Source organism: Enterocloster sp. HCN-30185, from assembly GCF_037890305.1.
Lineage (GTDB): Bacteria > Bacillota > Clostridia > Lachnospirales > Lachnospiraceae > Enterocloster.
On record NZ_JBBKBT010000004.1, the window covers coordinates 286,348 to 304,922 of the forward strand.

Consider the following 18,575-nt stretch of genomic DNA (forward strand, 5'->3'; position numbering starts at 1 on the left):
TCGTGCTCCAGGCATCGTTTTCTGTCCGGTGCCCTATTAAAAAAGTGTATCCAAACCTTACGTTCAGATACACTTAGTATAAGCTCCCAAAAAAGTTTTATTCCTGTTTACAGACCGATCACATCTGTCATGGTATAAAGTCCCGGCTGTTTTCCGGCCAGAAACTTTGCCGCCTCTAAAGCTCCTTTTGCAAAAATGGCTTTTGAATAGGCCGTATGGCTGATCGTAATAACTTCATCCTTTCCGGCATAGATCATATCATGTTCTCCTACGATCGAGCCTCCCCGTACAGAGGAAATACCGATTTCTTTTCCATCTCTTTTTTCGTGGATACTGCTTCTGTCTGTTACGAAATGATACAGACCGCCCATGGCTTCATTCACCGCTTCTGCCATCGCAAGAGCAGTTCCGCTGGGAGCATCCTTTTTCTGGTTATGGTGCTTCTCTACGATTTCCATATCAAAGCCCGCATTTCCCAATACCTTTGCCGCGTCCTGAATCAGCTTTAAAAGCAGATTTACACCAAGAGACATATTGGCAGAGCGAAGAACCGGAATCCTTTTGCTGGCATCCTCTGCCCTTTTTAACTGTTCTTCTGTAAGTCCTGTGGTACACAGCACCAGAGGAAGCTCTTTTTCCAGACAGTAATCCAAAAGTTCGTCCACTGCCTTTGCAGAAGCAAAATCCACCACTGCGTCCGCAGCCTCTGTACACTCTCCCAAAGAGGCATATACCGGATAATCATAATTTTTTTCCGTATTCAGATCAACGCCCGCAGCGATCCGGATTCCGTCCATTTCCTGTGCCATGGCGGAAATCACCCGTCCCATAGCGCCGTTGCAGCCGTGCATGATAAGATTGATCATTTTCTGTGGTATCCTTTCTTTACTGAGTCTTCTTTTGGCAAGGCCCAGGACTCTTTTCAAACGTTTTATGCCAGAATGCCGTATTCCTTCATGGCCTTTTTAAGAATTTCCTGATGCTCCGGCTCCATCTCGGTCAGAGGCATGCGCAGCGGTCCTACTTCTTTTCCCATCAGGTTCATGGCGGCCTTTACGGGGATAGGATTTACCTCACAGAACAGGGCGTTAATTAAAGGAATCGCCTCTAACTGCATCCGGGCGCTCTTTTTTACATCTCCTGCAAAATAGGAGGCACAGATTTCATGAGCCTGTGAAGGAGCCACATTGGAGAGAACAGAGATAACGCCCTTTCCGCCTAAAGATAAAAGAGGCACGATCTGATCGTCATTTCCTGAATATACGTCGCAGTTTCCATCGGTCAGGTTCATCAGCTGGGCAATACCGGAAAAATTGCCGGTAGCTTCCTTTACACCCACTATATTGTCTACTTCACGGCAAAGAGAAGCAATGGTCTCAGGCTGGATATTTACACCGGTTCTTCCGGGAATATTGTAAAGGATCATGGGTATTTTTACTGCATCTGCCACAGCAGTAAAATGAGCCTTGAGTCCCTTCTGGGTCGCCTTGTTGTAATAGGGAGATACAACCAGGATACCGTCTGCCCCCCTTTCCTCGGCCTCCTTTGACAGGTAAATGGCGGTCTGTGTACAGTTTGAGCCTGTTCCTGCCACAACCGGAATTCTCTTTTTGGTCACATCACAGATAAAGCCGATCACATCCAGATGCTCTTCATGGGTCATGGTAGATGCCTCTCCTGTGGTTCCGCAGGCAATGATCGCATCGGTACCGCCTGCGATCTGCTCCTCTACGATCTCCTCCAGCTTATCGTAATTTACTTCTCCGTTTTCCTTAAAAGGCGTAATCAGCGCAACGCCAGCTCCTTCAAAAACAGCCATGCTTATCTTCTCCTTTTTTACAGTCTTATTTACCATCAGTAAATGCGCATGATAAACAAAGTGTACATATCCCGCACCGGTTTTCGCCCCCGTACCAGCGAAAAAAGAAGGGCTGAGGTAAATGTTTCAGCCCTTCCCATACAAACCCGTTCTTACTGCGGATACATATCTTCTGGTAGCTCTCCATCCACCTGGATGACAGTCACAGGATTCTTCATCCTGCACCCAGAAACGATCCTGCAGGATAACCGCTCCTTCGGCGCTTTTCCCTTTCACGGCTTTTCTTCTGTGCCTGCCACATCCAAACCGATATTCATGATCAGCGCAGCCTCTACTCTGTCTATAGTCTTATCCTATCATCATTAAAAATAGATGTCAACAGGGAACTTACTCAAATCGCGTCTGAAGCTTCGTCACCTCATCCACCCATTCATCCAAAGCCGCCGGATAAACGGTTCCTGTCATGATCAGCTCGGCCTCCGACTGTCTTGCCTGGCCGATCAGGGCGCACAGCTCCTCCAGGGTGAGAATCCCTTCATCCAGGATCCCCAGGATCTCATCCAGGATCAGGATATCGCATTCTCCGGTTACAAGAACCTTTTTTGAAAAATTCAGCCCATTGCGGATATTGATCCTGGCTTCCTCTTTTTCCTCTTCAGAAAGCTGATCAAAAACCACAGGAGATTTTTCAAAACGGAACAGTTTAAATTCCGGTTCCAGACGTTTTAATACTTCCATGTTGTCGGAATCCATAGAACCCTTTAAAAACTGAACCATGATCACATTTTTTCCATGGATCAGGGCGCTGATCCCTCTTCCCAGAGCGCTGGCCGTTTTCCCCTTACCCGGTCCGCAGATCACCTGTATCGTACTGTCTTTCATCATCATGCACCTCATACTGCCTTCCGGACACCTTCCCTATGTGTGTCTGGAACATCAATTCACAACACACACTCTAGCACAATATAAGAAATAATGCAAATATTTCTTATATTTTCCGTAAGGAAATCGTAAGAGAATTTATTGATCCGACTCCTCGCCGCATTCCAGCTTGCTGATAGAAACCTCGTATGCCACCCTCTTTTCACACTCTGTCTCGCTGAGCTTTTTTGTATATTCCCTGCTCTGGACTCTTCCCCAGATACGGACTCGGGTGCCTACCGTAAAGCCGGAGGCAAAGCGGGCATTTCTTCCCCAGCTGATACAAGGTATGTAATCTGATTTTCCATAAGGACGGTTAACTGCCAGCAGAAGATCTGCAATCTCTCGTCCAAGAGGGGTTTTTCGGTAGATCGGAGGCTTGCATATGTAACCGTCCAGGAAGATCTGGTTGGTTCTGGTGTAATCCGTAAATTCATCCAGAAAACGAATCTCTCTGGCAAAAACAGACAGCATCAGGCGGTTTTTTACACCCTCATGGCGGTTATAGGACCGGAACTGCCCCACTGCCTCGATGGTGCTCCCCCGCAGATCCTTATGGACATCCATAAGACGTTCCGACACCATAAGCGGAATTACATCGGCCTGTTCGCTGAGACGGTTTACCGACAGATCCACCATGTAAAACCCTTCGCCAAATACCTCGTGGCTGAAGGAGAACTCCGATACGATTTCTCCGATCACGCTCACCCTATTGTTTTCAATCATTTTTTCTGCCATTGTACTTCTCCTCTTCTTTTCCAATTTCACTCCGGGTTACAATTTTCCCGTATGCACATAATCAATCTATGCAATTATAACCAGAAATAGACGGAAAACAAAGGCCTATTCGTCGCATCAATTCGACAATTCAGGAAAATAACGTCGATTTTAGCAAAAAAATCTGTAAAACGCAAAAAATCTCCCGGACTCTGGAAGAATATTCCAAAAATTCCGGGAGAACTGTCATATTTTATTTAAAAAATAAATTTTATTTTTTGAAGGAAGCTCTCTTTCGTAAAAGAGGATCCAGGATCTTTTTACGGATACGCAGGCTCTCCGGGGTTACCTCCAAAAGCTCGTCTGTATCAATAAAGTCCAGGCTCTGCTCTAAACTCATGATCTTTGGCGGAGTCAGCTTTAAGGCCTCATCTGCACTGGAGGAACGGGTATTGGTCAGCTTCTTTGTCTTGCAGACATTGATCTCAATATCCTCTGCCTTGGGGCTCTGTCCCACAACCATACCGGAATATACCTTTACGCCCGGCCCGATAAAGAGGGTTCCTCTCTCCTGAGCATTAAACAGGCCGTAGGTAATGGCCTCACCGGCCTCAAAGGCGATCAGAGAGCCGGTAGGACGGTAGGATAAGTCGCCCTTGTACTCTGCATAGCCGTCAAAAATTGTATTTAAGATACCATTTCCCTTGGTATCCGTCATAAAGTCGCCGCGGTAACCGATCAGGCCTCTGGACGGGATAGAAAATTCCAGTCTGGAATAGCCTCCGGCTGCCTGGCTCATGCCCTGCAGGGCGCCCTTTCTGGCTGTCAGCTTCTGGATCACCACGCCGGTATACTCCTCAGGAACATCAATATAAGCAAGCTCCATGGGCTCTAATCTGCGGTTGCGCTCATCATAGTGATAAAGCACCTCTGCTTTACTTACCGCAAACTCATAGCCCTCGCGGCGCATATTTTCGATCAGGACCGACAGATGAAGTTCACCGCGTCCTGATACCTTAAAGCAGTCTGCAGAGTCTGTTTCCTCTACACGGAGGCTCACGTCTGTATTCAGCTCGCGGAACAGACGGTCTCTTAAATGACGGGAGGTGATATACTTTCCTTCCTGTCCGGCAAGGGGACTGTCATTTACCATGAAGTACATAGCAATAGTAGGCTCAGAAATCTTCTGGAAGGGGATTGCCTCCGGGTTCTGTGGAGAGCAGATGGTATCCCCGATATGGATATCCGCAATACCGGAAATGGCAACGATGGAGCCGATTTTTGCCTCCTGAACCTCCACACGCTTTAAGCCGTCAAATTCATAAAGCTTACCGATCTTGATTTTTTTAAATTTGTCAGGATCGTGATGGTTTACCAGCACACACTCCTGATTCACCTTAAGGCCGCCGTTTTCCACCTTGCCGATACCGATACGGCCTACAAACTCATTATAGTCAATGGTACTGATCAATACCTGGGTGTCCGCATCCGGGTCGCCTTCCGGTGCGGGAATGTGGTTTACAATGGTCTCAAAGAGAGGTCCCATATCCACCTCTGGATCGTCAATATTAAATTTTGCAAAACCGGCTCTTGCAGAAGCATAGATAAAGGGGCAGTCCAGCTGTTCATCGGAAGCATCCAGATCCATCATAAGCTCCAGCGTTTCGTCGATCACCTCTTCCGGACGTGCTTCCGGACGGTCGATCTTATTGATGCACACGATTACGGACAGATTTAACTCCAATGCTTTCTGAAGCACAAACTTGGTCTGGGGCATGGGGCCTTCGTAGGCATCCACAACCAGAACAACGCCGTTTACCATCTTAAGCACACGTTCTACCTCGCCGCCGAAATCGGCATGTCCGGGAGTGTCGATAATATTGATCTTTGTATCCTTATAAAATACAGCTGTATTTTTTGACAGAATGGTGATGCCTCGCTCACGCTCAATGTCATTGGAGTCCATGACGCGCTCCTGAACCTCCTGATTGGCTCTGAATACGCCGCTCTGCTTTAACAGCTGATCCACCAGAGTGGTTTTGCCATGGTCTACATGGGCGATAATGGCAATATTTCTTACATCTTCTCTTTTCATCTTCATAGTGATCATTCTTCCTTATTTATGCAGAAAACTTATAGATTTAGTCACGGTTTTATAGTATAGCATTGGTATCTTAAGATTGCAAGACCCAAATCCAGGTGCATTTTAAAATACGATCAGCTCTCCCCGGTTCATGCCGTAGTACAGTTCTTTTCCGGTGCGTATCCTCGCCCGGCCGTTGGTCCCTTCTGTGATCTTGGCCTGGAAGCAGTCCTTTACGGCAACCGGTACCAGAAAATCAAACTCTGCCTTATCGGAATACCTGCTTTCCAGAGTATCGATCCCCTCCTGGGCCGCAATATACTGGATCTTTCCCACGCTGTTGTAGTCGGCTGTGACCTCCAGCTGCACTCCCAGCTTTTTTTCTACAACCGAACAGTTTAAAAGCGCTTCTTTTACAGCACCGGAATAAGCTCTTACAAGGCCCCCTGTCCCTAAAAGTGTACCTCCGAAATACCGGGTAACTACTGCACATACATCGTGGAGTCCCTCTCCTGCCAGCACATCCATCATGGGCTTTCCCGCCGTCTGGGAGGGCTCGCCGTCATCGCTGCACCGAGCCGTCTGAGCCCGTTCTCCTATAATATAGGCGTAGCAGTGGTGCCTTGCATCCCAGTATTTCTTACGGACCTCCTCAATAAAGGCAAAGGCTTCTTCCTCCGAAGCCACGGGACGGATCTGGGCAATAAACCGGGACTTTTTTTCCACCAGCTCCCCATCTGCGCCCTCATATACGATCTTGTAGCTTTCTACCACTTTTCTCTCTCCTTTTCCCTTTTTTTCAGAAACTGCACCCACATTTTCCTTATTTTTCTTCTGTTTTTTATCATAATATAGTTAGGCTTTCATGGCAAGCCATATTTATGCCTTTTCAATTCCATAAAACTGTTGTATAATTTAATCGTCTGCCAAATGCCTCAGGGCTTTGTCATACGGGGGGAACTTGTTGTAAAGGAGAAACTATGAATTACGGAACACATGAGTCTGAGCGCAGGCTTAGGGCTCTCCAGTCAAAATCGGCCAAATATACCTCAAAGCTGTTTTTTAACATCTTTAAGGCTTTTTTTGTATTGTTTCTTTTTCTGGCCATCGCAGGCACTGCCATCGGTTTCGGCATGGTAAAGGGGATTATCGACAGCGCCCCTTCCGTAGACCTTATGAACATCCAGCCGGATCGCTTTGCCACTACCGTTTATGACATAGGCGGCAATCTCACCGACACAATTGTAACCAGCGGTTCCAACCGTGAATCTGCTGCCTATGAGGAACTGCCCCAGGATCTGATCGATGCCTTTGTAGCCATTGAGGATTCCCGTTTCTGGTCCCATAACGGTATCGATATCCGTTCCATCGCCAGAGCGGTCAACGGCCTGATCAGCGACGACTATGCCGGTGGCGGAAGCACCATCACACAGCAGCTTATCAAAAACAATATCTTTGCCGGCGGTATGGAAACCAGCTGGGGAGCCCGTATTGAACGAAAGCTCCAGGAGCAGTATCTTGCCGTACATCTGGAAAAAAATTCCGGCATGTCCAAGGAAGAAACAAAAAAAGTCATTATTACCAATTATCTCAACACCATTAACCTGGGCTATAATACTCTGGGTGTAAAGGTGGCCGCACGGCGGTATTTTAATAAAGAAGTATCTGATCTTACCCTTTCCGAATGTGCGGTTCTCGCCTCCATCACGAAAAATCCCTCCCGTCTCAATCCGATCTCCGGCGCCGAGGCTAATGCCGAACGCCGCAGCATTGTCCTTCAATATATGTATGATCAGGATTATATCGACAAACAGGAGCTGGAAGAGGCGCTGGCAGACAATGTGTATGAGCGGATCCAAAACGTAAATACAGCCGCACAGGAAACAAACTCCCATTTCAGTTATTTTACCGATGAGCTGGTCGAACAGGTCATTGCCGCTCTTATGGGGGAGCTTGGATATTCGGAAAGCCAGGCGAGAAATCTTCTTTATGCGGGAGGACTTAAAATTTATACCACACAGGATCCCAAGCTTCAGGCCATTGTGGATGAGGAGATCAACAATCCGGAAAATTATACTGCTGCCAAGTATTCCGTAGAATACCGTCTTTCCATCACACATACGGATGGGACAACCGAGCATTTTTCAGAAGAAAATTTAAAATCCTACCACAAGTCTGTATTGGGAGATACGGGCTATGATGGCCTTTATCCAAGCAAAGAAGCAGTCCAGGAGGATATCGAACGCTACAAAGCATGGCTGATCAAGGATGGCGACACCATTATCGGAGAACGCCAGAACCTGATTTTACAGCCTCAGGCGTCCTTTGTACTGATGGATCAGCGTACCGGTGAGGTACGGGCCCTTTCCGGAGGACGCGGTGAAAAGACCGCCAGCCTGACCTTGAACCGTGCCAGCAATGTATACCGCCAGCCCGGTTCTGCATTTAAGGTAATCACTGCCTTCGCTCCAGCTCTTGACACCTGCGGAGCCACCCTGGGAACGGTTTATTATGACGCTCCTTATACGATTGGAACAAAAACCTTCCGTAACTGGTGGGGTTCCGGGAAAGGCTTTGTAGGCTATTCTAATATCCGTGAAGGCATCATTTACTCCATGAATATCGTAGCAGTGCGGGCCCTGATGGAAACCGTAACGCCCCAGCTTGGCATGGAATACGCTGAAAAAATGGGAATTACTTCCATGACAAAAAATGATCTCGGCGCTGCCCAGGCTCTGGGCGGACTCACAAAGGGCGTTTCCAACTTAGAGCTCACTGCCGCCTATGCCTCCATCGCAAACGGCGGTGTGTATACAAAACCCCGGTTCTTTACAAAGATCCTGGATCATGACGGGAATGTGCTCATCAACAATGAGCCTGAAACACGGCAGGTATTAAAGGATTCCACTGCCTTTCTGCTTACAGATGCCATGGCGGATTCCATGAAAGCAAACCGGAAATTTGCGCGTTCCGGCGTATCCATCAATTCCACCAGTACCAGAGCAGCCCTGTCTGGAATGTCTGCAGCCGGCAAGAGCGGCACTACCACCGGAAATAATGATATCTGGTTTGTAGGTTTTACTCCCTACTATACAGCCGGTGTCTGGGGCGGCTGTGACAGCAACCAGAAACTCTCTGCCGGAAACGGAGGTACCTCTTTCCATAAGGATATCTGGCGCAATATCATGAACCGAGTCCATGAGGGGCTTTCTGATCCCGGATTTCCCGTTCCAGACAGCGTGGAAACGGCCGAAATCTGCCGCAAATCCGGCAAACGGGCAGTACCCGGCGTCTGCGATCACGACCCAAGAGGCAGCGCCGTATATACGGAATACTTTGCTAAAGGAACCGCTCCGTCCGAGGTCTGCGACAAGCATGTGGCTGTAACCGTCTGCGCCCAGTCCGGCCTGCGCCCCACTCCGTACTGCACGGAAAAGACAACAAAGGTATGCATGGTACTGCCTGAGGGAGAGGAAAATCTGGCAACGGATGATTCCGTATTTTCCATACCAGGTACCTGCACCATTCATTCCGGCAATTCTACCATTATCGCACCTTCCTTTGGCTCGGATGAGACTGGTGGCTCCGGCGAAAATGTAACCATCTCTCCCATCGGCCCCGGTTATGAGCCTCAAACCCGGCCGCAGTGGGAAAATTCGGGGCCCGGCGTCCGACAGAACTGATATTTAAAGAGAATAAAAAGAATCTGTGAATACAGCTGTATTTTACATACTGTTTCACAGATTCTTTTTTTGCAGCGTCAAGCTGGCCCTATAGGATCTTCCGCCGTCTTACTCTGCAATATAATATCCGTCCCGCCCCTGTTCCTTCGCCTTATAAAGCGCCCGGTCCGCTCTTTCATAAAGATCTCTAAAACCCATCCCCTTTTCTGCTTCTGTAATTCCCACAGAGGCACCATGATCATGATCTGGCTGGTATCCTGCCGGCCGCTGGTAAACACATCAGAAACATAAGCTCTCCCCTTTTCCATAGCAGCCAAAAGCTCACTGTCATCTATCTGCCAGCGGTTTCCCGTATCGTCTATGGTATTCCCTTCCTGATCCATAATGCCTATCTGTGCAAATCCCGCCCTGCTCCTGATTTCCTGAAGTTGTTTTACGATTTCCGCGGAAGTCATTTTCTCTAGTACGCTGAAATTTTCCTCACCTATATTTAAAATCTCTGTACAATGCCTCATCTCACTTCGTATAATCTTTACAATATAGTCAGATAAAAGGGAAATCTGCTCCATATTACGGTTAAGAATTTCATTATGTATACGGTTGGAATAGTGAAAAAACAGCGAAAAAATATTGATAACGGAAAAAGAAACAATACCAGCGATCAAAAGAATCCAGGCTGCAGTTTTATAGCGGTTTGATCTCTTGTCTTTCATATATCTGCCTCATATAATATTTTAAAAATACGTTTTTCTAAAAAGAACCCGCCAGTTCTCTCCCGGCGGGATTTTTTCCAATTATACCAGATTGCCAGGGACATATGCAATAGTTTTAAAGTATTAAACTTCCCCTCACTTCATCTTGGGCTTAAAAAGTACGGAAGCTGAATACCCGAATATGAGAGCCCCGGTGATTCCGGCAGATGCGGCGGTCAGCCCACCTTTAAATAATCCCAATACTCCTTCCTCTGCCAGCGCAGTTTTTACTCCCTTAAAAAGCGTATTTCCAAAGCCCAGAAGGGGAATGCTGGCTCCGGCTCCGGCCCAGGAAAGAAAGGGCTCATAAATCCCTACCGCCCCCAGAATGGCTCCTGAAACGACTAACAGTACCATGATCCGTCCCGGCATCAGTTTCGTCTTTTCCATCAGGATCTGAACCAGAGCACAGATAATGCCTCCTGTAACAAATGCTTTTATATAATCCATATATCTGCTCCTTATTTATGCTGGATCCGGCCTTTAGGGCCTCCCCCATTATTCCAAATGCTCTATTACCACCCCATGGGCAATTCCCGGGATGGTCTGTCCTTCGTTGTAACTTACCGTAGAAAGAAGAGCGCCTGTAGGCACAAAAAGAACACGTTTCCAGATTCCCTCCCGGATTTTTGGAAGGATCGCCGCGCACAGCGTAACCGCAGAACAGCCGCAGCCGCTTCCTCCTGCATGGGTATCCTGGGTTTCTTTGCTGTAAATCTCAACGCCGCAGTCCATATGGCGTTCCTTCAGGCTGCGCCCCTTTTTCTCCATCAGATCCAACAGGATCTGCGTTCCTACCTCTCCCAGGTCTCCGGTGATGATCCTGTCATACCAGGTCTCATCCGTTCCAAGATCCTCCAGATTCTGTTCGATTGTATGAAATGCCGCCGGAGCCATGGCAGCTCCCATATTCATAGAATCTCTGGCTCCAATATCGATCGCTTTTCCGGCAGTAAATGCCGTGATCTTTGCCAGTCCCGGCTGCCCCTCTTTCCCAATGACGACTGCCCCGCACCCAGTCACCGTCCAGGTAGAAGACATAGGGCGCTGGTTCCCGTAGGCAAGAGGAAAACGGAACTGTTTTTCTGCGGTGGCAAAATGGCTGGACGCCATGGATAGCACATGATCCGCATAGCCTGCATTTACCATCATTGCTCCCAGGCTCATGGCCTCTCCCATGGTGGAACAGGCCCCGTAAAGCCCAAAGAGGGGAATTTCCAGATCTACGGTTCCAAAAGAGGTGGCAATCAGCTGTCCCAGCAGATCTCCTGCAAAAAGATAACGGATATCATCCCGTTTCAGTCCGGCTTTTGTAATGGACAGATCTGCAGCCGCCTTCTGCATGGAGCTCTCTGCCTGCTCCCAGTTTTCCATCCCCTTTCCATCATCCATGATATGACGGTCAAAAAACGGTCCTAAGGGCCCTTCACTTTCCTTCTTTCCAACTATACTGGCTGCTCCGCAGATAACCGGAGGCCGTGCAAACGCTACCGTCGCTTTTCCTTTCTTCTGTTCCATCTGCTATGTGCTCCTTTCCCATATCCGACCGTATTTTCCATTGAAAACATCCGGCGATTGGAAATATTATGCGTAAACAGATGTGATTTTATGCAAATGACAGAAAAAGCATCCTGTTAAAAAATACCTTCATTGACAGATCACAGTCCCGACTTTATACTAAAAACAGCATAGGGAGGTGCTATACTTATGGATCTTAGTAATAATTTTTCAGTCTGGAACCACCTGACCCCGGCCCAGCAGGAGCTTATATCCACCCATCTTATCTGCCGGGATGTGAAAAAAGGCACTGTTTTGTATAATGGAAGCTCTGACTGCCTGGGACTCGTACTTATAAAAAAAGGCCAGCTGCGGGTCTATATGATTTCCGAGGAAGGACGTGAGGTCACGCTGTACCGGCTTTTGGAGCGGGATATCTGTCTTTTTTCTGCTTCCTGCATTATGAAAAATATCCAGTTTGACATTACGATCGAGGCGGAAAAGGATTCTAACATCTGCATCATACCAGCAGTGATCTACAAACGTCTCATGGAGGAATCTGCTGCTGTCTCCAATTATACAAATGAGATCATGGCAGCCCGCTTTTCTGAGGTGATGTGGCTCATTGAACAGATCATGTGGAAAACCTTTGACCGGAGACTGGCCTCCTTTCTTTTAGAGGAAATGGCTCTGGAAGGAAGTTCCGGATTAAAAATCACCCATGAAACCATTGCAGGCCATCTGGGTACTGCCAGAGAGGTAGTAACTCGGATGCTGCGTTACTTCCAGGAGGAAGGCATGGTAAAACTCAGCCGGGGGATGATTAACATTACCGATGAAAAACGACTTAGAAAACTGGCCGAATCATAAAATAAGCCAGACGCAGGTAATACGAACGCGTCTGGCTTTTCGATCACAGATATCTATTTTTTACCATTTTTCCCTTTGCAGATCAGCTGGGTCATGGTTCCCATGGGACAGTATACGCACCAGCTGCGGGGCTTAAACAGCACCATGGTAATGAGTCCTAATATGGTAGAGGTCAGCATCACGCTGTAAAATCCAAAGGCAAACTGGGCTGTGCCGGGATGGAACAGGGTTCCGTGGTAGGCCCAGTGCCATGGAAGCTTAAATATCCACAAGAGCGTCACAACCTGCTTTAAATCAGAGGCTCCTGTAAATACCAGAACCGTATTCCACAGCATCTGGCAGAACATAATGAGGAAGAATACCAGAAAGCCGTATCGAAACGCCCTGCTTTTCATCCATCCCGGAATGTCCTTTTTCCTGGAAAGCCCCAGCCGGCCGCCTAACAGCCCAAAAAGCTGCCCCCTGCCACAGTAGCGGTTACAGTAGCCTTTATTCCCCTGCACCAATGCAATGATCAGGGGGATAAAAAAGCATAAAAGTCCCAGCCATGCAAACATAATATTGAAAAATCCCAGGATCAGATAGATCAGGGACAAAATCCACATATAATCATACCAGTGTTTTTTCATCATCCCACCTCCCTGATCTCAATCACGGAAGCCGGGCATTCTTTTGCACATTTTCCGCAGCCTACGCATTTTTCCAAATTCACCTGAGCCCACATTCCATCTGCCACATAGATTGCCCCTAAGGGACAAACCTTTACGCAGCAGCCGCAGGCCACGCACAGGCGGCTGTCTACGGATGCTTTCCTTTTCTTTCTAACTCCCGTTGCCATATTCTTCCTCCGCTCTCAGTTTCTATCGGCCGCCGGCCAATACCGAAACGGCTTAATTTTATATCGAGTATAGCGGATTGCGGGAAATATGTCTGTAATTAAGTCACATATAACACACCCCCAGCTCAGACACCAGGATTTTATTTAACTTTCTTCTGTTTCGTGGCTATTTCCATTCTTTCCATATATCCGGTTCATAGCCTATGGCTGCCTGTTTTCCATTACGGACGATCGGCACCTTAAGGATCTTCTGATTTTCCAGAATCTTTTCTGCTCTGTCTTCCTCTGCAATATACCGGATCAGAGCCAACAGATCCTTATCCCTGCAGTCCGGATCAATAAGCTTTTCATAACCTCCCACAGCCTGGCATACAGCGTTAAATTCTCCTTTGCTGAGCCCTTTTTCCTTCATATCTATAAATTGGTATTTAATCCCCCGCTCCTTAAAATACCGCTCTGCTTTTTTACTGTCAAAGCTCTTTTTCGTTCCAAAAATCTGTATATTCATGCGTATCCTTTCACCTTTTTATCTTCTCCCAAACCGTTCTGCGATCCGGCCGTCACGGTAGGCCTTTAACAGCTGTTCCAGATCTGCGATTTTTTCCTTCAGCTGCTGTCCCGTGTCCGTATCTCCTACCAGCTTCCGGCTGGCTGTCCGTTTTACAATAATATCCTCCGAATAGATATCGCTTTCCTGTTCAATGGCGGCTGCCCTGGACTCAAAGGGTTCATGAGCTGCCAGGATCAGGCCGTAGGAATTATAAATCAGGGTATATCCGGCGATTCCCGTCTCTTTCTGGTAAGCTCTGGAAAAGCCGCCGTCAATTACCAGAACCTTTCCGCCGCATTTAACCGGATTTTCCCCATTTTTCGACTTGACAGGAACATGGCCATTGATGATATGGCTCTCCTCTCCGCCCAGCCCAAATTCTCCCAGGATCATATCTACGGTTTTTTCATTTTCAAGCATCCGGTAATAGGGATTTTTCTTTTCTTTATGGCTTTCCTCATCTTCCAGAAAATACCGTTCAAAGGTAGCCATCTTATCCTTTCCAAAAAGCGGGGAATTTTCTCCCAGCCATATGTACCACATGATGTCCCGGCCCCTTTTTCGTTCCGTCTCATCCTCCGCCATAAAGCCTCTGCGGATATAGCTTTCCAGCACATCATAAAGTCCCCTGCCTTTATAGCGCTTTCCGTAAACAGACGTTTCCTTTAAGCTTCCGTCCTCACAAAGGGGAACGCAGCCGTGATAGAGGAGGTTTTGATTATATACCTTATACAGGCTTCCCTTTGCCAGAAGAAACCGCATATGCTGCTGAAGCTTTTCACAGTTTAAAAATGCCTTTTCCAGCCGTTCCATAATGGACTCTTCCTCAGGAGAAAGCCGGTAGGGATCTGCATGATCCACCGTAGGGAAATGCATATCCTTCATGGGCAGACGTCTTCCATCCAGAACAATGGTGCCATTTTCATAATTGATCCGGTGAAGAAGGAGGCGGCGTTCCAGACCAAACTCCGGATACTCCTTGATCAGCTGGCCTTCTACCTTAAACTGGATAATGGAAATGGCCTTGTGCATACGCAGATTCAGTTCCTTTTCTCCGGGACTGCATGGATGGCTTCCCTTTAAGGCAAAGCAGATGCAGGGATCATCCCCATAGGTTTCCAGGGCAAAGGTAGCAAGAGGAAGCAGATTGATGCCATAACCGTCTTCTAAAATATCCAGATTCCCATATCTGGCGCAGATACGGATCACATTTGCTATACAGCCCCTCTGCCCTGCAGCCGCTCCCATCCAGAGCACATCATGGTTGCCCCACTGGATATCCAGAGAGTGATACTGCATCAGCTTATCCATGATCAGGTGCGGACCGGGGCCGCGGTCATAAATATCCCCCAATATGTGCAGATGGTCAACGACCAGGCGCTGGATCAGCTCACAGAGAGCTCTTATAAACTCCTCCGCCCGGCCCACCCGTATAATCGTGGCGATAATGGCGGTGTAATAGGATTCTTTGTCTCGGATATCTGCCTTTTCCGTCATCAGCTCTTCAATGACATAGGCAAATTCCGGCGGCAGCGCCTTGCGCACCTTAGAACGGGTGTATTTGCTGCCGGAACGCTTGCTGACCTCTATAAGACGGTAAAGAGTAATCTTATACCAGTCCTCCTTATTTGCCGTGTGCTCTAAAATCTGCGCCATTTTCTCTCTGGGATAATAGATTAGCGTTGCCAGACTGCGCTTATCTTCTCTGCACAGCGTATTCCCAAACACGTCATTTACCTTGCGCCGCACTGCGCCGGAACCATTTTTCAGCACATGGGAAAATGCCTCTGCTTCCCCGTGGATATCCGTAAGGAAATGCTCCGTTCCCTTAGGAAGATTTAAAATGGCCTCAAGGTTAATAACTTCCGTAGAAGCCGCAGCTACTGTAGGATAAAGCTCTGCAAGCCGTTCCAGATATCGGGTTTGAAGATCTGCCATGAATACCCTCCTTTTGATGGATCCGTTATTTTTCCGTATGCTCTATAAATGTTCCCTCTATGGGATCTATATGGTCTAATTCCCTGTAATCATCTGTACGGGCAGAAAGCTTTTTTCTTCTGAGCATCCCGCAGATATATTCAGAGATCAAACGATAAAATACTGCAAATACCGGTACCGCTATGATCATTCCGACAAAGCCGAAGAGTCCTCCGAACAGCAGGATGGAAAACAGCACCCAGAAACTGGGAAGGCCGGTGGAATCTCCCAGGATCTTCGGCCCTAAAATATTTCCGTCAAACTGCTGCAGCACCAGAATAAAGATCAGGAAATACAGACATTTTAAAGGGCTTACAAGCAGGATCAGAAATGCGCTGGGAATGGCTCCGATAAACGGACCGAAAAAGGGGATCACATTTGTAAAACCAATAATAACGCTGATCAAAAGCACATAGGGCATTTTTAGAAACCGCATTCCGAAAAAGCACATAATGCCGATGATCAGAGAATCCAGAAGCTTTCCTGTAATGAAACCGCCAAACACATGGTGGGCAAAGCGGATCTCATTAATCAGCCGGTTTGCCATGCGAACACTGAACAGGCCATAGATTATTTTCTTAAACTGAGCGCAAAGTGTCCACTTTAAATTCAGCAGATAGATCATTACGATCAGACCGATCAAAATATTTTTCACCACTGTAACCGCATTGATCACTCCGGCAGATACATGATCCAGGATCAAATAAATACTTGGCACCAGATCTGTCGTCATCCAGTGCTGAAATTCCATGGCCGCCTCATTAAAATGAGGCATCACGATTTCTTCCAGTTCCGGATTATCTTCAAGAAGCTGTGACAGCCATAATGTGAGGTTATTGATATATTCGGCCAGGCTTTCCTGAAATCCGAGAATGCTCTCCATGATCTGTGGGATAATCATCCAGACCAAGCCGCAGACCAATATAAGCAGAAACAGCAGACTGGCAATTGTAGCTGCTGTTTTTCCCGCTCTGCTTCTGACTTTTTCTGTGGTAAACAGCTTTTTCGTATTACGGCAGACAAAGAAATAGACCGAATTATAGACAGGAAGCATCAAGTATGCGAGAACGCCTCCATAAATAATAGGCATCAGAATCTGAATGATCTCTCCGATCACTCCAAAAATAGTCTGAACTTTCATCAGGGAAAAAGCCAGAAAAACACTGCAGGCAATAACAGCCAATGCTGTAAGCCCCCAGTTGATATACAGCCGGAATCTTTGGTTTTTCATAATCGTATACTCCTGTAATAAAATTTAAACGGTTCCTGCTGGAAAATGCAGGAACTCCATTCAAATTTAGTATACCATGGTTCCCAGGTTCCCACAATGCAGCGGGAAACTTTCTTGAAAATTTAGCAGAATTTTTATATTTCTGAAACGAAAGGCGGCTTTCCATGATATAATGGAGCAAAAAAGGAAGGAACTGAATATGTCATACATCATAAAAATGGCCCTGGATATCAAGGCCGGCTTTGAGCCCCCGGCTCAGATGTCCTCTCCCATCGAGGCCTACTGCGCCATAGGGACCGTTGCAAAGGCCATGAGGCTTGACCTCCCGGCGCGAAGAGACACACTCTTTGAAATGCGTGAAGATTTAAAGAATGAGATAGATGGCAAGGACTTTCCGGAACCCCGGATTGAAAAAATCTGCCATATTCTTATGAGCTTTATCCGTAATGAGACCACTACGGACCGGATGATGGAGTATATGGTGTACGGGTATGAGAATGAACCGATATAAATGCGGCATTCCGCCATGGGGAATCTATCCTTAGAGGGTATCAGCCTCACCGTGGAAAACAATTCCCGTCTGACGTCTTACCTCTTCAATAATACCTATCTGGACCGCTGTCTGCTTCTGATACCATTCCGCTCTCTGGAAATCTCTGTTTTCCAGAATGGAGGCCAACACTTTTGCCTCCTCATAAAGGGGATTCGGATCCTTCGTCAATCTGAATACCTGCTCCTTTTGATTCCTGAGCTTCAGAGTGATCCTGGAAGGTTCTGATATCATATCCACAAGGATGTTTCCTTTCTCTCCCTGGATCTGGCTTTCCCCTATGGTATCCGTAATCTTGGAATAAAGGATCTCACTGATCATACCCGGATAACGGGCAAGAATGGTACCGATCCCCTCCATTCCGTTGGACAGTTTTACATTGAGTCCTCTGATCTCTTCCGGCTTTCCGAACAGACGTACCAGCCCGTACACTGCGTACACCCCAATATCCATCACAGCCGCATTGGCCAAAGAAGGATTGAATGCGTTAAGAATCTCTCCATTTAAAAACGCATCATAACGTGAGGAATACTTTCCATATTCCAAAGTTGCCCTGCGCACCGCTCCGATCAGAGGGATCAACTCCTCCAGTTTTTTCAGGCCGGGATCAAATGCAGTACGCATAGCCTCCATCAGGATCACCTGATGCTTTTTTGCCTCTTCCAACAGCTCCTGAAGTTCTCTCACGGAAGGAACCACCGGCTTCTCACAGATCACATGCTTTCCTCCCCTGAGCATCATCATAGACTGGCTGAAATGGCAGCTATTGGGACTGGCAATGTATACCGCATCCACATCCTTCATTTCTGCCAGCTCCTCAAGAGACACTGTCACCTGAGAAATTCCGTACTCTTTTGCAAATGCCTTTCCTCTCTCTTTATCTCTGGAACAGACAGCTTCCAGACGATAATTTCCGCTCTTTAAAGCCGCCTGGGCAAACATATGAACAATTTTGCCGGTTCCGATCATTCCTAAGCGAATCATGTATGTTCTCCTCCTGATACCTGAAATACTTCCATACCCTTCATCCTGACAGGCAGCCCGTACGTCATTATCCATAAGAGCACAGTAGTAAATAAATGAAAAA

General features: G+C 47.3%; 18 protein-coding genes and 1 riboswitch. Of the genes, 3 read left to right on the forward strand and 15 right to left on the reverse strand.

All coding sequences use genetic code 11. The annotated features are described in order from the left end of the window. Positions 1-107 precede the first annotated feature (107 nt). The 6 genes from dapB to WKT10_RS07190 all read right to left on the reverse strand — a co-directional run bounded on the left by dapB (position 108) and on the right by WKT10_RS07190 (position 6,314). The gene (dapB, locus tag WKT10_RS07165) at positions 108-866 is read right to left on the reverse strand and encodes a 4-hydroxy-tetrahydrodipicolinate reductase (RefSeq protein ID WP_296038780.1); all 759 of its coding nucleotides are present in this window, start codon (positions 864-866) and stop codon (positions 108-110) included. 65 nt (positions 867-931) lie between these two features. Further along, positions 932-1,819: a 4-hydroxy-tetrahydrodipicolinate synthase gene (dapA, locus tag WKT10_RS07170; protein ID WP_066548188.1), complete on the reverse strand. Its 888-nt coding sequence runs from the start codon at positions 1,817-1,819 to the stop codon at positions 932-934. 168 nt (positions 1,820-1,987) lie between these two features. Next, a riboswitch (Lysine riboswitch) is annotated at positions 1,988-2,161 on the reverse strand. 45 nt (positions 2,162-2,206) lie between these two features. Continuing rightward, on the reverse strand, positions 2,207-2,704 hold the full coding sequence (locus tag WKT10_RS07175) for a cob(I)yrinic acid a,c-diamide adenosyltransferase (protein ID WP_081422941.1): 498 nt from the start codon (positions 2,702-2,704) through the stop codon (positions 2,207-2,209). Between the two features lie 135 nt (positions 2,705-2,839). After that, positions 2,840-3,478 (reverse strand): single-stranded DNA-binding protein, encoded by a 639-nt coding sequence (locus tag WKT10_RS07180; protein WP_066548185.1) that lies wholly within the window; start codon positions 3,476-3,478, stop codon positions 2,840-2,842. Positions 3,479-3,728: 250 nt separating this feature from the next. Then, positions 3,729-5,558 (reverse strand): translational GTPase TypA, encoded by a 1,830-nt coding sequence (gene typA, locus WKT10_RS07185; protein WP_066548183.1) that lies wholly within the window; start codon positions 5,556-5,558, stop codon positions 3,729-3,731. Between the two features lie 105 nt (positions 5,559-5,663). Continuing rightward, positions 5,664-6,314: a YigZ family protein gene (locus WKT10_RS07190; RefSeq protein ID WP_337434081.1), complete on the reverse strand. Its 651-nt coding sequence runs from the start codon at positions 6,312-6,314 to the stop codon at positions 5,664-5,666. 206 nt (positions 6,315-6,520) lie between these two features. On the opposite strand from WKT10_RS07190, the gene WKT10_RS07195 reads away from it, so the two are divergent. Next, positions 6,521-9,223 carry a transglycosylase domain-containing protein gene (locus WKT10_RS07195; RefSeq protein ID WP_337434082.1) on the forward strand — a complete coding sequence of 901 codons (2,703 nt, stop codon included), beginning with the start codon at positions 6,521-6,523 and terminating at the stop codon, positions 9,221-9,223. A gap of 77 nt (positions 9,224-9,300) precedes the next feature. Here WKT10_RS07195 and WKT10_RS07200 read toward each other — a convergent pair whose 3' ends face one another. The 3 genes from WKT10_RS07200 to WKT10_RS07210 all read right to left on the reverse strand — a co-directional run bounded on the left by WKT10_RS07200 (position 9,301) and on the right by WKT10_RS07210 (position 11,493). Then, positions 9,301-9,936, reverse strand: a complete 636-nt coding sequence (locus WKT10_RS07200) for a hypothetical protein (protein WP_340276384.1) — start codon at positions 9,934-9,936, stop codon at positions 9,301-9,303. Positions 9,937-10,071: 135 nt separating this feature from the next. Beyond that, complete coding sequence (locus WKT10_RS07205; RefSeq protein WP_066548175.1) at positions 10,072-10,425, reverse strand: SpoVA/SpoVAEb family sporulation membrane protein; 354 nt, start codon at positions 10,423-10,425, stop codon at positions 10,072-10,074. 48 nt (positions 10,426-10,473) lie between these two features. Further along, a complete protein-coding gene (locus tag WKT10_RS07210) occupies positions 10,474-11,493 on the reverse strand; it encodes a stage V sporulation protein AD (protein WP_337933200.1) in 1,020 nt (339 codons plus the stop codon). Between the two features lie 189 nt (positions 11,494-11,682). On the opposite strand from WKT10_RS07210, the gene WKT10_RS07215 reads away from it, so the two are divergent. Further along, positions 11,683-12,342, forward strand: coding sequence for a Crp/Fnr family transcriptional regulator (locus WKT10_RS07215; RefSeq protein ID WP_337434086.1), 660 nt, complete (start codon positions 11,683-11,685; stop codon positions 12,340-12,342). Positions 12,343-12,395: 53 nt separating this feature from the next. On the opposite strand, the gene WKT10_RS07220 is transcribed toward WKT10_RS07215, so the two are convergent. The 5 genes from WKT10_RS07220 to WKT10_RS07240 all read right to left on the reverse strand — a co-directional run bounded on the left by WKT10_RS07220 (position 12,396) and on the right by WKT10_RS07240 (position 16,938). Beyond that, positions 12,396-12,971, reverse strand: coding sequence for a hypothetical protein (locus WKT10_RS07220; protein WP_066548167.1), 576 nt, complete (start codon positions 12,969-12,971; stop codon positions 12,396-12,398). Beyond that, positions 12,971-13,180 carry a 4Fe-4S binding protein gene (locus tag WKT10_RS07225; RefSeq protein ID WP_296039100.1) on the reverse strand — a complete coding sequence of 70 codons (210 nt, stop codon included), beginning with the start codon at positions 13,178-13,180 and terminating at the stop codon, positions 12,971-12,973. Before WKT10_RS07225 ends, WKT10_RS07220 begins: the two co-directional genes overlap by 1 nt. A 166-nt stretch (positions 13,181-13,346) precedes the next feature. Then, entirely contained in the window at positions 13,347-13,688 is a 342-nt protein-coding gene (locus WKT10_RS07230) for an arsenate reductase family protein (protein WP_337434088.1), read from the reverse strand. A gap of 18 nt (positions 13,689-13,706) precedes the next feature. Next, a complete protein-coding gene (locus tag WKT10_RS07235; RefSeq protein ID WP_340276388.1) occupies positions 13,707-15,668 on the reverse strand; it encodes a fructose-1,6-bisphosphatase in 1,962 nt (653 codons plus the stop codon). A 25-nt stretch (positions 15,669-15,693) separates the two neighbouring features. Next, positions 15,694-16,938, reverse strand: a complete 1,245-nt coding sequence (locus WKT10_RS07240; protein ID WP_066548152.1) for an AI-2E family transporter — start codon at positions 16,936-16,938, stop codon at positions 15,694-15,696. A 199-nt stretch (positions 16,939-17,137) separates the two neighbouring features. On the opposite strand from WKT10_RS07240, the gene WKT10_RS07245 reads away from it, so the two are divergent. After that, positions 17,138-17,449, forward strand: a complete 312-nt coding sequence (locus WKT10_RS07245; RefSeq protein WP_066548148.1) for a DUF3837 family protein — start codon at positions 17,138-17,140, stop codon at positions 17,447-17,449. A gap of 30 nt (positions 17,450-17,479) precedes the next feature. On the opposite strand, the gene WKT10_RS07250 is transcribed toward WKT10_RS07245, so the two are convergent. Beyond that, positions 17,480-18,472: a Gfo/Idh/MocA family protein gene (locus tag WKT10_RS07250; protein ID WP_340276391.1), complete on the reverse strand. Its 993-nt coding sequence runs from the start codon at positions 18,470-18,472 to the stop codon at positions 17,480-17,482. Positions 18,473-18,575 lie beyond the last annotated feature (103 nt).